At 58.6% G+C, this 14993-nt stretch carries 13 protein-coding genes; 10 read left to right on the plus strand and 3 right to left on the minus strand.

Features of this window, described 5'->3' with window-relative positions:
* Window positions 1-2: 2 nt before the first annotated feature.
* Genes IM295_RS00105 through IM295_RS00120 form a run of 4 tightly spaced genes read left to right on the plus strand, consistent with a single transcriptional unit; the run spans window position 3 to window position 4966 of the window.
* Entirely contained in the window at window positions 3-1517 is a 1515-nt protein-coding gene (locus tag IM295_RS00105; RefSeq protein WP_193066047.1) for an ABC transporter substrate-binding protein, read from the plus strand.
* An 18-nt stretch (window positions 1518-1535) separates the two neighbouring features.
* Window positions 1536-2477 carry an ABC transporter permease gene (locus tag IM295_RS00110; RefSeq protein ID WP_193066048.1) on the plus strand — a complete coding sequence of 314 codons (942 nt, stop codon included), beginning with the start codon at window positions 1536-1538 and terminating at the stop codon, window positions 2475-2477.
* Between the two features lie 2 nt (window positions 2478-2479).
* Window positions 2480-3355, plus strand: coding sequence for an ABC transporter permease (locus IM295_RS00115; protein WP_193066049.1), 876 nt, complete (start codon window positions 2480-2482; stop codon window positions 3353-3355).
* Window positions 3356-3364: 9 nt separating this feature from the next.
* Complete coding sequence (locus IM295_RS00120) at window positions 3365-4966, plus strand: gamma-glutamyltransferase family protein (protein ID WP_047367565.1); 1602 nt, start codon at window positions 3365-3367, stop codon at window positions 4964-4966.
* Between the two features lie 56 nt (window positions 4967-5022).
* Here IM295_RS00120 and IM295_RS00125 read toward each other — a convergent pair whose 3' ends face one another.
* Window positions 5023-5793, minus strand: coding sequence for an amidohydrolase (locus IM295_RS00125; RefSeq protein ID WP_193066050.1), 771 nt, complete (start codon window positions 5791-5793; stop codon window positions 5023-5025).
* A gap of 108 nt (window positions 5794-5901) precedes the next feature.
* Complete coding sequence (fadE, locus tag IM295_RS00130; RefSeq protein WP_028012072.1) at window positions 5902-8346, minus strand: acyl-CoA dehydrogenase FadE; 2445 nt, start codon at window positions 8344-8346, stop codon at window positions 5902-5904.
* A 239-nt stretch (window positions 8347-8585) separates the two neighbouring features.
* On the opposite strand from fadE, the gene lpcA reads away from it, so the two are divergent.
* Both lpcA and IM295_RS00140 read left to right on the plus strand, forming a co-directional pair.
* On the plus strand, window positions 8586-9164 hold the full coding sequence (gene lpcA / locus IM295_RS00135; protein ID WP_003863232.1) for a D-sedoheptulose 7-phosphate isomerase: 579 nt from the start codon (window positions 8586-8588) through the stop codon (window positions 9162-9164).
* Window positions 9165-9211: 47 nt separating this feature from the next.
* On the plus strand, window positions 9212-9979 hold the full coding sequence (locus IM295_RS00140) for a class II glutamine amidotransferase (RefSeq protein WP_028012073.1): 768 nt from the start codon (window positions 9212-9214) through the stop codon (window positions 9977-9979).
* Here the strand turns inward: IM295_RS00140 and dpaA are convergent.
* Window positions 9950-10690 (minus strand): peptidoglycan meso-diaminopimelic acid protein amidase, encoded by a 741-nt coding sequence (dpaA, locus tag IM295_RS00145; RefSeq protein ID WP_193066051.1) that lies wholly within the window; start codon window positions 10688-10690, stop codon window positions 9950-9952. The genes IM295_RS00140 and dpaA overlap by 30 nt on opposite strands.
* Window positions 10691-10988: 298 nt before the next feature.
* Here dpaA and IM295_RS00150 point away from each other — a divergent pair, with 298 nt between their 5' ends.
* The 4 genes from IM295_RS00150 to IM295_RS00165 are packed head-to-tail and all read left to right on the plus strand — an operon-like array spanning window position 10989 to window position 14988.
* Window positions 10989-12332, plus strand: a complete 1344-nt coding sequence (locus IM295_RS00150; RefSeq protein WP_193066052.1) for a Na(+)-translocating NADH-quinone reductase subunit A — start codon at window positions 10989-10991, stop codon at window positions 12330-12332.
* Window positions 12333-12334: 2 nt separating this feature from the next.
* Entirely contained in the window at window positions 12335-13570 is a 1236-nt protein-coding gene (locus IM295_RS00155; protein ID WP_028012076.1) for an NADH:ubiquinone reductase (Na(+)-transporting) subunit B, read from the plus strand.
* A complete protein-coding gene (locus tag IM295_RS00160) occupies window positions 13563-14357 on the plus strand; it encodes a Na(+)-translocating NADH-quinone reductase subunit C (RefSeq protein ID WP_041911137.1) in 795 nt (264 codons plus the stop codon). The genes IM295_RS00155 and IM295_RS00160 overlap by 8 nt, the downstream gene beginning before the upstream one ends.
* The gene (locus IM295_RS00165; RefSeq protein WP_028012078.1) at window positions 14350-14988 is read left to right on the plus strand and encodes an NADH:ubiquinone reductase (Na(+)-transporting) subunit D; all 639 of its coding nucleotides are present in this window, start codon (window positions 14350-14352) and stop codon (window positions 14986-14988) included. The genes IM295_RS00160 and IM295_RS00165 overlap by 8 nt, the downstream gene beginning before the upstream one ends.
* The last annotated feature ends 5 nt before the right edge of the window (window positions 14989-14993 follow it).

The following is a 14993-nucleotide window of genomic DNA, read 5'->3' on the forward strand; positions in this document are numbered from 1 at the left end:
TAATGACAATGCGTAATTCTCTTTTGACCGTACTGGGAAGTGTTATGTTGCTTGGTGCGGCGCTGCCCGCCCATTCTGAAAGCGTGCTGCGAATCGGCCTGGGAGCAGATCCGGACATGCTCGACCCGCACCTGGCGCGCACCTACTATGGCCGCTTCGTGTTTGCCTCTCTGTGCGACAGGCTGGTGGACGTCGACGAGCATCTGAAGGTCGTGCCAGGTCTCGCGAAATCGTGGGCCTGGAGCGCCGACGGCAAAACGCTGACCATGGATCTGCGCGAAGGCGTGACCTTCCATGACGGAGAGAAATTCGATGCCGCCGCCGCGAAATACAACCTCGACCGCGCCCTGACCCTCAAAGGCTCCCTGCGGAAAAGCGAGATCTCCTCCGTGGAATCGGTAGAGGTCACCGGCCCGATGCAGATAGCGCTGCACCTGAAAACACCGGACGCCGCGCTGCTGATGCAGCTTACAGACCGCGCGGGCGCGATGATGGCGCCCGAGGCCGCGAAAAAGCCTGACTTTGCCGCCCATCCGGTCTGTTCCGGCCCGTACAAGTTCGACAGCCGCGTGTCGCAGGACCGCATCGTTCTGACCCGCTTCGACAACTACTGGAACAAAGGCGCCTACCACTTCGACAAAATTATCTATCTGCCGATCCCGGATGCCTCTGTGCGTCTGGCGAACCTGCGCGCGGGCGATCTGGATCTGACCGAAGGCATCGCCGCCAGCGACGTCAAAACCGTCGAAGCCGACAGCAAGCTGGTGCTGGCGAAGGTTACCGGCCTGGGCTATCAGGGGATCACCTTCAATATTAACAACGGCAAGGTCCCGGCGAACGATCCGTTCAAAGATGCCCGCGTGCGCGAGGCGTTTTCTCAGGCCATCGACCGTGAAGCGTTAAACCAGGTGGTCTTCGAAGGGCTGTATACGCCAGCCAACCAGGCGTTTTCGACGGTGAGCCCGTATCACGTGAATCTGCCGGTTCCGCCGCGCGACGTTGATAAAGCCAAAGCGCTGCTCAAAGCGGCAGGCGTCACCACGCCGCTGACCGTCAACCTGCTGGTGCCGAACAACCCAACCTCGCAGCAGGTGGGTCAGGTATTGCAGGCGATGGTCGCCGAGGCCGGCTTCACGCTGAACCTGCAGATGACCGAATTTGCCACGCTGCTGGATCGCCAGCAGAGCGGTGATTATCAGCTGAGCTTCTCCGGCTGGTCGGGTCGCCCGGATCCGGACGGCAGCATCTACGGCTTTATCCACAGCAACGGCACGCTTAACGATGGCCGTTACAGCAACGCGCAGGTCGATGAGTGGCTGACGCAGGCGCGCCAGAGCACCGACCAGGCCGCCCGCCAGCCGCTGTATGACAAGGTGGTGAAGCAGCTGCAAACCGATATGCCGATTGCCTACCTCTACTTCGAGCCGCGCATTTTTGGCCTGAACAAGCGCGTGCAGGGCTTTAAGCCTTACCCGGACGGCATCGTGCGTCTGGCGGGTTTGACGCTGGCCAAATAAACGTCCTGAGGAGAACCCATGCTGGAACTGATTTGCAAACGTCTGCTGCTGGCCGTCCCGACGCTATTGCTGGTGAGCATGATGGTGTTCGGGCTGCAAAAGCTGCTGCCCGGCGACCCACTGATTGCGATGGCCGGTGAGGAACGCGATCCGGCGGTGATCGCCCAGCTGCGCGCGGAGCTGAACCTGGATGCGCCGATCCCGGTTCAGTATTTCCACTGGCTGACGCGGGCGCTGCAGGGCGATCTGGGCGTCTCCTTGCGCACGCACGAGCCGGTGACCGAGCTTATCGCCAGCAAGCTGCCGGTTACGCTGGAGCTGTCGCTGCTGGCGATGATTATTGCGCTGGTGTTTGGCATCAGCATGGGGATCCTTGCGGCGGTGAACAAAAACAGCTGGGTCGATCACGGGGCGAACTTCGTGGCGATCTCAGGGATCTCTATTCCCCACTTCTGGCTGGGGATCCTGCTGATTCTGGTCTTCTCGGTGAACCTGCAGTGGCTGCCCGCGTCCGGCTACGTGCCGTTCAGTGAAGATCCGCTTCAGAACCTGCGCACGCTGCTGCTGCCCGCGTCCGTGCTCGGAACCGGGCTGGCGGCGACGCTGATGCGCCATACCCGCGCGTCGATGATTGCGGTGCTGAAAGCGGATTATATCCGTACCGCACGCGCCAAGGGGCTGCTGCCGAAGGCGGTCATTCTAAAGCACGCGTTTCGCAACGCGCTGGTACCGGTGATCACCCTCACCACGCTGCTGTTCGGCGAGCTGCTGGGCGGCGCGGTGCTGACCGAGCAGGTGTTCACCATTCCGGGCTTTGGCAAGATGATCGTCGACTCGGTGTTCAACCGTGACTACGCGGTGGTGCAGGGCGTGGTGCTGATCGTGGCGATCGGCTTCCTGCTGCTCAACCTGCTGGCCGACGTGCTTTACGTCCTTCTCAACCCGAAAATGCGAGGTTAACGATGGCGGAACTGACGACGCAAACCGTAGCCCCCGCGCTGCCGCGCGCGCAGAACCGGGTGCTGAAGAAATTCCTCGCCAATAAAAGCGCGATGATTGGCGCGCTTGTGGTGGGTTTCTTTGTGCTGGTGGCGCTGCTGGCGCCGTGGATCGCCCCGTTTGACCCGGTTAAAGCCAACTTCCTCGCGGTGCGCAAAGCGCCGTCAGCGATGTACTGGTTCGGCACCGACGAGCTGGGGCGCGACATTTTGTCCCGCATTATCTGGGGAGCGCGAACCTCGCTGATGGCGGGCTGTATGTCGGTGGTTATCGCGGTGGTCATCGGCGTGCCGCTGGGGCTGGTGGCGGGCTACTTCCAGAAGATGTGGGACGGCGTCATCTCGCGCTTTATCGAGGCGCTGCTGGCCTGTCCGTTCCTGATCATGGCGATCGCGCTGGGGGCATTTTTAGGCCCGAGCCTGACCAATGCGATGATCGCCATCGGTCTTTCGGCGATGCCGATCTTCGCCCGCCTGACGCGCGGGCAGGTGATCGCCATTCGCAACGAAGAGTACATCGACGGCGCGCGGGCGATTGGCCTGCCGGATCGCTGGATCATCATTAAATACGTTCTGCCAAACGTGATGTCGCCGATCCTGGTTCAGGCCACGCTGGCCATTGCCTCGGCGATTATTGCCGAAGCCAGCCTGTCGTTCTTAGGGCTGGGGCAGCAGCCGCCCAATCCGTCCTGGGGGTCCATGCTCAATACCGCGAAAGGTTTCCTTGAGCAGGCGCCGTGGATGTCCGTTTTCCCCGGCGTGGCGATTTTCCTTGCCGTGCAGGGCTTTAATTTACTTGGCGACGGGCTGCGCGATGCGCTCGATCCGCGCCACGACTAAGGAGTCATGATGACCAAAGCGCTTGATTTTACGTCCGGTTACGCTTCACGCCGCCCGCCGATGATGGGCCACAACGCCGTTGCCACTTCGCAGCCGCTGGCGGCGCAGGCGGGAATGAAAATGCTGCAGCTGGGTGGTAATGCCGTCGATGCGGCCATTGCCACCGCCATGGCGCTGACCGTTGTCGAGCCGACCGGCAACGGCATCGGCAGCGACGCCTTTGCCATCGTCTGGGACGGTGAAAAACTTCACGGCCTGAACGCGTCCGGGCGCTCGCCGGCCAGCTGGCATGCGGATCTGTTTGCCGGTAAAAGCGCAGTGCCGGAAATCGGCTGGGACGCGGTGACGGTGCCGGGTGCGGTGTCGGGCTGGGTGGCCCTGGCAGAACGCTTCGGCACGCTACCGCTGACCACGCTGGCGCAGCCTGCGATTGACTACGCGCGCAACGGCTTCCCGGTCTCGCCGCTGATTGGTCATCTCTGGCAGCGCGGCTATAACAAGCTGAAAGATCAGCCGGGCTTTAGCGCCTGCTTCGCGCCGGAAGGCCGCGCCCCGCGCGTGGGGGAGATCTTCCGTAATCCGGCGCAGGCTCATTCGCTGGAGCTGATTGCCAAAACCAACGGTGAAGCCTTTTACCGTGGTGAGCTGGCGCAGAAAATCGCCGCCTTCGCCCAGGAGCACGGCGCGCACCTGTCAGCGGAAGATCTGGCAAACCATCGCGTGGACTGGGTTGACCTGCTGTCGCGCGACTTCGCGGGCGGCTCGGTACAGGAGCTGCCGCCAAACGGGCAGGGGATCGCCACGCTGATTGCGCTCGGTATTCTGGAGCAGTGCGGCATTGAGAAACATCATCCGGACTCCGTGCAGTCTCTGCACTTATCCATTGAAGCCATGAAGCTGGCGCTGGCGGATCTCGACCGCTACGTGGCGGATGAAGAACATATGGAGTTCGCAGCAAAAGAGCTGCTGAGCGACCATTATCTGAAGTCGCGTGCGGCGCTTATCGATCGCGATAACGCCTCTGACTTTGTGTACGGTTCACCGACGCAGAGCGGCACGGTCTACATCAGCACCGCGGACGCCAGCGGGATGATGGTTTCGTTTATCCAGTCCAACTTTATGGGCTTCGGTTCAGGCATTGTGGTGCCGGATACCGGAATCAGCCTGCAAAACCGCGGCTGCGGCTTTGTGCTCGATCCCAAACACCCGAACGCGCTGGCGGGCAGCAAGCGTCCTTTCCACACCATCATTCCGGGCTTTGCGATGGACGGCAACGGCCAGCCGCTGATGTCCTTCGGCGTGATGGGCGGCCCGATGCAGGCGCAGGGGCACATGCAGATGGCGCTGCGCATTATGCTGCACGGGCAAAACCCGCAGGCGGCCATCGACGCGCCGCGCTGGCGCGTGGTGCAGGGCAGGGAGGTGATTGTTGAATCGACGTTTGATCGCAACACCATTGCCGCGCTGCGCGAGCGCGGGCATCAGATCGTGGTGGAAGATCCGCTCCAGGATTACAACTTCGGCGGTGCGCAGGTAATCTATCGTATGCCGGAGGGGCACTACGTGGCCGCGACGGAGAGCCGCAAAGACGGGCAGGCGTTAGTGAGTTAAAAGAAGCGAGCAACATTGGTAGGCCGGGTAAGGCGTAGCCGCCACCCGGCATTTTTTCACCCGATGCTAAACGGATCCGCATCCTGCCACGCCGGGAACTTCTCCCGATACTCCTTCAGCGCCGTCAACGACAGCTCCGCATCAATGCGCGTCGCCTGATGCGGCTCGGCGGTGGCAATAATCTCACCCTGCGGGTTCACCACCCGGCTGTCGCCGCGGTAGTGGTGGCCGTTGCCGTCCGTCCCCACGCGGTTACAGCCCACCACGTACGCCTGGTTCTCAATCGCGCGAGCCACCAGCAGCGCCTGCCAGTGCAGCGAGCGCGGCGCGGGCCAGTTGGCGACGTACAGCGCCAGGTCGTAATCGTTGCGGTTGCGCGACCACACCGGGAAGCGCAGGTCGTAGCAGACCAGCGGCAGGATGCGCCAGCCGCGCCACTCGAACACCACGCGTTCGTTACCGGCTTCATAATGATGATGTTCATCGGCCATGCGGAACAGGTGGCGTTTATCGTAAAAATGCACCTTTCCTTCCGGCTCAACCAGCAGGAAGCGGTTCACCGGGCCGCGTTCCGTCTGCAGTGCGACGCTCCCGGCGATCAGCGCGTTGGTTTGCTGCGCTTTGGCATGCATCCAGGCGACCACCTCTTCCTGGGGCATCGACTGTTTCGCCGCTTCCATCGCGAAGCCGGTGGTAAACATCTCCGGCAGGACAATCACATCTCGCCCGGTAATCTCTTCCAGTTGACGATCAAAGTGGCGCAGGTTGGCAGGGCCATCCATCCACACTAAAGGCTGCTGCAAAATCGAAATCTTCAAACCAGGCACGATACAGACTCCTCAAACGACCCCTTTTTGACACTGTAGCACGTCATTACGAGAAAATGTGGCAATAAAAAACCCCGCACCGGGCGGGGTTTGTCAGAGCGAAGCGGGTTATGCCGCTTCAGGTTTGCGGTGCTTCTCCGGCAGCTTTACCGGCTGCGTCGCCAGCTCTTCCGGTTCGAAATCATCCACGTTAATACTGCGCAGACGGCTCTCTTCGGCTTTCACCAGCAGCGCAGCTTCGTCGTTATTGATAATGCCACCGGCCAGCGCCTGTTTCGCCAGTTCGTCCAGACGAGTAAACGGCAGGTTTTTACCCAGCTGTTTGCAGATTTTCTGGTGAATCGGGTCGGCGGCCATCACGTCCAGCAGCGCCTCTTCCAGCAGGCCCACCGGGTTATGCGGCGTTGGTGCCAGATACTGACCGCGGCCAATGCGGGAGCGGGTTGCGCTCGGAACCTGCAGGATCTTTGCCACCTTGTGGTCCAGCTTGTCGGACGGCGCCAGATGATGACGACCGGTCGGGAAGATCACCACGCGCAGAGCGCCAGCCACGAAGCGGTTCGGGAAGTTCGCCAGCAGGTCGTCAATCGCCTGTTCCGCCTGATACATCGCATCCTGCACGCCCCAGTGCACCAGCGGCAGATCCGCTTCCTGACGGCCTTCGTCGTCGTAGCGTTTCAGCACCGCAGAGGCCAGGAAGATCTGGCTCAGCACGTCGCCCAGACGGGCGGAGATACGCTCGCGACGCTTCAGGCTACCGCCCAGCACCGCCATGGAAACGTCGGACAGCAGAGCCAGGTTGGCGCTCAGACGGTTCAGATGCTGGTAGTAACGTTTGGTCGCATCGCCGGTTGGCGTCGCGCTGGTCAGGCCGCGCGTCAGGCCCAGCCAGAAGCTCCGCACCTTGTTGCTGCCCACGTGACCGATATGTTTGAACAGCAGCTTGTCGAAGGCGTCCACGTCGTTATTCTGCGCAGCGGCCATCTCTTCCAGCACGTACGGATGGCAGCGAATCGCACCCTGGCCGAAGATCATCATGCTGCGGGTCAGGATGTTGGCCCCTTCCACGGTGATGGCAATCGGTGCGCCCTGATAGCCGCGCGCCAGGAAGTTGCCTTCGCCGAGCATAATGCCTTTACCGCCCGCAATATCCATCGCGTCAATGATCGACTGCTGCGCGCGGTGGGTACAGTGGTACTTCACAATCGCGGACAGCACGGCCGGTTTTTCGCCCAGCATGATGCCATAGGTAATCAGGGATGCAGCGGCGTCCATCACGTAGGCGTTGCCCGCGATGCGCGCCAGCGGCTCTTCGATACCTTCCATCTTGCCGATGGAGATTTTGAACTGACGGCGAATGTGGGCATAAGCGCCAATTCCCATCGCGACGGACTTCAGGCCGCCGGTTGAGTTCGACGGCAGGGTAATACCGCGGCCCACCGACAGACATTCCACCAGCATGCGCCAGCCCTGACCGGCCATTTTCGGGCCGCCGATGATGTAGTCAATCGGCACAAAGATATCCTGGCCGCGGGTCGGACCGTTCTGGAACGGCACGTTCAGCGGGAAGTGACGACGGCCAATTTCAACGCCCGGCGTCGAGGTTGGGATCAGCGCGCAGGTAATGCCCAGATCCTCTTCACCGCCCAGCAGTTTTTCCGGGTCGGAGAGCTTAAAGGCCAGGCCGAGCACGGTGGCGATAGGCGCCAGGGTGATATAGCGTTTGTTCCAGGTCAGGCGCATGCCCAGGACCTGCTGGCCCTGCCACTCTCCCATACAGACCACGCCGGTATCCGGGATTGCGCCTGCATCGGAGCCTGCTTCCGGGCTGGTCAGTGCGAAGCACGGGATTTCCTGACCGCGCGCCAGTCGCGGCAGATAGTGATCTTTCTGCTCTTCCGTACCATAGTGCTGCAGCAGTTCGCCCGGGCCTAAGGAGTTCGGTACGCCGACGGTAATCGCCAGGATCCCGGAGACGCCCGCCAGCTTTTGCAGCACGCGAGCCTGCGCGTAAGCGGAGAACTCAAGACCGCCGTATTCTTTCTTAATGATCATCGCGAAGAAGCGATGCTCTTTCAGGTACGCCCACAGCTCCGGCGGCAGGTCGGCCATTTCGTGGGTGATAGCAAAGTCGTTCGCCATGCGGCACGCTTCTTCCACCGGGCCGTCAATAAAGGCCTGTTCTTCGGCGGTCAGGCGCGGCTGCGGATAGTTGTGCAGCTTTTTCCAGTCCGGGTTGCCCTGGAACAGATCGCCTTCCCACCAGGTGGTGCCCGCATCAATCGCTTCTTTCTCGGTGCGCGACATCGGCGGCATCACTTTGCGGAAGCCTTTAAATACCGGCGCGGAGATCATCGACTTACGCATCGGGGCCAGGTTAAACGGCAGCAGAATGATGGCAAGAGGGACCAAAATCCAGATATTCCAGAGACCTGCGACGCCAAGCGCAGCCGTCCAGGCCAGAAGAATCAGGCTGCTCAGGAATAAACTGACGCGGTGATAGAACAACACACCGAGCAGTACAACGGTTGCGAGAATGCTCAAAATCATCATAAAGAAAAGCTCCCTTGCTTGTAGGAGGTCTGACCACTTGTGATGATATGGTTGTAGTTGATGTGAATTCCTTTAGCAATGTGTTTACAAAATAATTACAACCTGGTTCACATTGTTCGCGTTTTCGCCGGCACAAAAAATCAAAACGCCGGACGATTCGCATGGCTTTAGCTTCTCGCTTTTCCCGCTATCCGGTACACTCCACTGTGTTATTTCATCAATACTGAAGGATTATCCTCATGTACCAGGATCTTATTCGTAACGAACTGAACGAAGCGGCGGAAACGCTGGCGAACTTTCTGAAAGATGATGCCAATATTCACGCTATTCAGCGCGCGGCGGTCCTGCTGGCCGACAGTTTTAAGGCCGGTGGCAAAGTGCTCTCCTGCGGTAACGGCGGTTCCCACTGTGACGCCATGCACTTCGCCGAAGAGCTGACCGGACGCTATCGCGAAAACCGTCCGGGCTACCCGGCGATTGCGATTTCCGACGTGAGCCACATCTCCTGCGTAGGCAACGACTTCGGTTACGACCACATCTTTTCCCGCTACGTTGAGGCAGTAGGCCGTGAAGGCGACGTGCTGCTGGGTATCTCTACCTCCGGTAACTCCGCGAACGTGATCAAAGCGATCGCCGCTGCGCGTGAAAAAGGGATGAAGGTCATCACCCTGACCGGGAAAGATGGCGGTAAGATGGACGGTACGGCGGATATCGAAATTCGCGTTCCGCACTTCGGCTATGCAGATCGCGTTCAGGAAATTCACATCAAAGTGATCCACATCCTGATCCAGCTGATCGAAAAAGAGATGGTTAAGTAAGACTTCGCTGGGGGCACCGGTGCCCCCCGCTGTTGTGGAGGTGATGTATGTGCGAACTGCTCGGGATGAGCGCCAATGTGCCAACCGATATCTGCTTTAGCTTCACCGGGCTGGTTCAGCGCGGTGGGGGAACCGGGCCGCATAAAGACGGCTGGGGCATCACCTTCTACGAAGGCAAAGGGTGTCGCACGTTCAAAGATCCACAGCCCAGCTTTAACTCACCGATTGCCAAACTGGTACAGGACTATCCCATTAAATCCTGTTCGGTGATCGCGCATATTCGCCAGGCAAACCGCGGCGAAGTTGCGCTGGAAAATACCCATCCCTTTACCCGCGAGCTGTGGGGCCGTAACTGGACCTACGCGCACAACGGGCAGCTTACGGGCTATAAATCTCTGGAAACGGGCAACTTCCGCCCGGTGGGCGAAACGGACAGCGAGAAGGCCTTCTGCTGGCTGCTGCACAAGCTGACGGAACGTTATCCGCGCACGCCCGGCAATATGGCCGCCGTATTCAAATACATCGCGACGCTGGCAGCCGAATTGCGTGAAAAAGGCGTATTTAACATGCTGTTGTCTGACGGGCGCTACGTGATGGCGTTCTGCTCGACGAATCTCTTCTGGATCACGCGCCGTGCGCCGTTTGGCGTTGCTACGCTGCTCGATCAGGATGTGGAGATAGATTTTCAGAAAGAGACCACACCGAACGATGTGGTCACCGTTATTGCAACGCAGCCGCTGACGGGCAACGAAACCTGGCAAAAGATTATGCCAGGCGAGTGGGTGCTATTTTGTCTCGGGGACCGTGTAATTTGACGCCAGCTGCGGGGGGACGACTTCGTGGCTCAGCGGTTTGCTGACCACGTAACGGCCATCGACGATAGAGACTACCGGCGGCTTGTGGGTCTGCTCAAAGTAGTCATAACCCGGCTTCAGCTGTTTCCAGAAATCGGCGTAGTAAGAGTACTTATGGCGCGCCATATTGGCATCGGTCATGCGGAACGGATAGATGCTGACCTGAACGTTAGGCTGCCCAAAGACCAGTGCGCCGGTTACGAACTGGAAAATCTCATCAATGCCGGAGTCGGTCATCGCGTAGCAGCCGACAGACACGCAGGCACCGTGGATCATCAGGTATTTCCCTTCATAACCGTGAGCACGGTCATAGGCGTTCGGGAAACCGATGTTGATGGCTTTATAGAAGCGGCTATCCGGTTTTAACTGGTTACGCTGAACGTTGTAAAAACCTTCCGGGCTTTTGAAATCGCCCTGACGCTGTTTCGGGCCCAGCCCGCCGGAATAGTTACAAATTTTGTAGCTATCAAGCAGCTGATATGTTTCGCCCATTTTTACAAACAGATCGAGCGTGCGCTCTTCCTTGAAGATTTGAATATAAACCGGGGATCCCATTAACTGCTGTTTATATTCTTTGCTGATCGGCGTGGTGGAGCTGTTGCTGCTGAGCAGCCCGGCAAACGACATGCACGGAATCAGAAGCATCGCAATGAACAATGCGATTTTACGCATACTACAAATTCCTTGATAAAACCTGGACTAACTTGCCAGGACGGCAAAAGAGACCCGAAATCAGATTATTCTGTTAGGTGCGCTCACATTAGCACCGCTATAGATTTTCGCAAGAGCCGGGCGGTGAGTTTACAAATTAGTTTTACTTTATAAACCATCAAAAATGCGCTGGCTCCAGGAACTTTGCGTAATAGCTCGCATTTTGGCGCGCCCGACCGTGGATCCCCTGCCCGAGAGAAGGGGAAAATGTTACACTTTGCGCCCACTGGATTGTTGTTTATGGAAACCTGCTAACCACATGTTTAAAATAAAAAAAGGACTTAATTTGCCGATTGCAGGCGTGCCTGAGCAGCACGTCTCGTGTGGCGCAAGCGTCCGTCATGTCGCAATTTTAGGTGACGATTATCTGGGCATGCGTCCTTCAATGCTGGTGCAGGAGGGCGATCGCGTGATCAAAGGGCAAGCGCTCTTTGAAGACAAAAAAAATCCCGGCGTCATGTTCACGGCCCCCGCCAGCGGCACCGTGGTAGCGATCAACCGCGGCGAGCGTCGCGTGCTGCAGTCGGTGGTAATCCTCATTGAAGGCGATGAACAGCGTGAGTTTGCTCGTTATGATGCGGCAGACCTCGCGACGCTTAGCCGCGAAGATGTGCAGGCTCAGCTGCTCGCATCCGGCCTGTGGACGGCGCTGCGTACGCGTCCTTTCAGCAAATCCCCCGTTCCTGATACCGCCCCGGCTGCCATTTTCGTGACGGCCATCGACACCAACCCGCTCAGCGCAGACCCGCAGCCCATTATCCTGGCGCAGCGTAAAGCCTTTGATGCCGGGCTGACCGTTCTGACTCGCCTGACGCCCGGAAAAGTGCACGTTTGCCAGGCCAGCGGCGGCAAGCTTGGCGGCCATCCGCAGGGGCAGGTTACGTTTAATGAATTTTCCGGCCCGCATCCGGCGGGTCTGGTAGGGACCCATATCCACTTCCTTGAGCCGGTGAGCCTTAAAAAACAGGTCTGGCACCTTAATTATCAGGATGTCATTGCCATCGGTAAGCTCTTTACTACGGGTGAACTCTGCGCTGAACGGATTATCGCTATCGGCGGGCCGCAGGCCGCAAACCCGCGTCTGGTTAAGACGCTTCTGGGAGCAGACATTAATGAACTGCTGGCAGGGGAAACGAAAGAGGGTGAAAACCGCCTCATTTCCGGTTCGGTACTCAGCGGCCGCCGCGCTGTCAATGCACACGCGTACCTGGGACGTTTCCATCTTCAGGTGAGCGTCGTTCTGGAAGGGCGTGAGAAAGAGCTGTTCGGCTGGGTTCTGCCTGGCGCAGAAAAATACTCCGTCACCCGCACCACGCTTGGCCACTTTCTGCGTCATAAGCTCTTTAACTTCTCTACCAGCACGAACGGCGGCGAGCGCGCGATGGTTCCGATTGGCAACTACGAACGTGTAATGCCGCTGGATATTCTGCCTACCGTGCTGCTGCGCGATCTTCTGGCAGGCGATACCGACGGCGCGCAGGCGCTCGGTTGTCTGGAACTGGATGAAGAAGATCTGGCGCTCTGTACCTATGTGTGTCCGGGTAAATACGAATATGGACCCGTATTGCGCGAGGTGTTAACCCGCATTGAGCAGGAAGGATAACCATGGGATTAAAGCACCTCTTTGAAAAAATTGAGCCGCACTTTACCGAAGGGAAGCTCAAAAAGTACTACCCGCTGTATGAAGCGACGACGACTATTTTCTACACTCCGGGTCTGGTGACGAAAGGGGCAGCGCACGTACGCGATGCCATCGATCTGAAACGCATGATGATCCTGGTGTGGTTTGCGGTTTTCCCGGCTATGTTCTGGGGCATGTACAACGTTGGTCTGCAAACCATTCCGGCGCTGCATCATATGTACGACGCCCAGCAGCTGGCGCAGGTGATCCAGTCTGACTGGCACTATCGTCTGGCGCAGTCGCTGGGCGTGAGCTTTGCGGCTGATGCAGGCTGGGTCAGCATGATGACGCTGGGGGCCGTCTTCTTCCTGCCGATCTACATGACCGTCTTTATCGTGGGCGGCTTCTGGGAAGTGCTGTTCGCCATCATCCGCAAACACGAGATCAACGAGGGCTTCTTCGTGACCTCCATTCTGTTTGCGCTGATTGTTCCGCCTACTCTGCCGCTCTGGCAGGCGGCGATGGGGATCAGCTTTGGCGTGGTGATTGCCAAAGAGATTTTCGGCGGCACCGGTCGTAACTTCCTCAACCCGGCGCTGGCGGGGCGTGCGTTCCTGTTCTTTGCTTACCCGGCGCAGATTTCGGGCGACCTGGTGTGGACGGCAGCAGACGGATTCTCCGGCGCGACGCCACTTTCACAGTGGGCGGCAGGCGGCGGCGAAACGCTGGTCAACAATGCTACCGGCCAGCCCGTGACCTGGTTTGACGCGTTTCTTGGCAACATTCCGGGCTCCATTGGCGAAGTATCTACCCTGATGATTTTGATCGGCGGGGCCATCATCCTCTTTGGCCGCGTGGCGTCCTGGCGCATCGTCGCGGGCGTTATGCTCGGCATGGTGCTTACCGCCACGCTGTTCAACCTTATTGGTTCAGACACGAACCCGATGTTCTCCATGCCGTGGTACTGGCACCTGGTACTGGGAGGCTTTGCGTTTGGCATGATGTTCATGGCCACCGATCCCGTCTCGGCCTCCTTTACCGACAGGGGAAAATGGTGCTACGGCGCGCTCATTGGCGTGATGTGTGTACTGATTCGCGTGGTCAACCCGGCCTATCCGGAAGGGATGATGCTGGCCATTCTGTTTGCCAACCTGTTTGCGCCGCTGTTCGACTACCTGGTCGTGCGCGCCAACATTAAGCGGAGGAAGGCGCGTGGCTGAGGTTAAAAATAACGACAGCATCAGCAAAACGCTGCTGGTGGTTTTGGTACTGTGTCTGGTCTGTTCCATCGTGGTTGCCGGTTCCGCCGTAGGGTTAAAGCCGCTGCAGCAGGAACAGCGCGCGCTGGATAAACAGCGCAACATCCTGGCCGTGGCCGGGCTGATGCAGGAAGGCATGACGAAGGACGACGTCGCGGCCGTGTTTGCTGAACGCATTACCGCACGGCTGGTGGATTTAAAAACCGGCGAGCTGATGGATAAAGACCCGGCGAAATATAACCAGGCGCTGGCATTAAAGGATCCGCAGATGAGCACCGTGCTTGACGCCTCGCAGGATCCGGCTGGCATTAAGCGCCGCAGCAATGTCGCGGAAATTTACCTCGTCCGTGACGAGCAGAAGCGCATACAGGAAATCGTGTTGCCCATCTACGGCAACGGCTTATGGTCAATGATGTATGCGTTTGTGGCACTGGATACCGATGGCCGCACGGTCAAAGGTATTACTTATTACGATCAGGGCGAAACGCCGGGGCTGGGTGGCGAAGTGGAAAACCCTAACTGGCGTGCGCAGTTTATCGGTAAAAAAGTGCTCAATGATAACGGTCAGCCTGCGCTGAAGGTGGTGAAAGGAGGCGCGCGTCCTGGGGATGAATTCGCCGTGGACGGTCTTTCCGGCGCCACGCTCACCTCTAACGGGGTGCAGCACAGTTTTGATTTCTGGATGGGTGAACTGGGCTTTGGTCCCTTCCTGAAGAACGTACGTGAAGGAGCGCTGAATAATGGCTGATACGGGTGAACTGAAAGAAGTTAAAAAAGTGCTGATTGGCCCACTTTTAGCCAATAACCCGATAACCCTGCAGGTGCTGGGTGTGTGCTCGGCTCTGGCGGTGACCACTAAGCTGGAAACGGCGGTGGTGATGACGCTGGCGGTAACGCTGGTGACGGCGTTTTCCAGCATGTTTATCTCGATGATCCGCCACCACATCCCCAACAGCGTGAGGATCATCGTGCAGATGGCGATCATCGCCTCGCTGGTGATCGTGGTCGATCAGCTGCTGCGCGCGTTCGCCTATGAAACCTCCAAACAGCTTTCGGTGTTTGTCGGGCTGATTATCACCAACTGCATCGTGATGGGGCGCGCTGAAGCCTACGCCATGAAAATGCCGCCGCTGGCGAGCTTTATGGACGGTATCGGCAACGGCCTGGGCTACGGCGTGATCCTCCTGACGGTCGGTTTCCTGCGCGAGCTGATTGGCAGCGGCAAGCTGTTTGGCGTTCAGGTGCTGGATACGGTACAAAACGGCGGCTGGTATCTGCCGAACGGCCTGTTCCTGCTGGCCCCAAGCGCGTTTTTCATTATCGGTTTGCTGATCTGGCTGATTCGTACGCTGAAGCCTGAGCAGCAGGAAAAGGAGTAACCGAC

This window comes from Enterobacter cloacae complex sp. P14RS (assembly GCF_014895895.1).
Lineage (GTDB): Bacteria > Pseudomonadota > Gammaproteobacteria > Enterobacterales > Enterobacteriaceae > Enterobacter > Enterobacter bugandensis.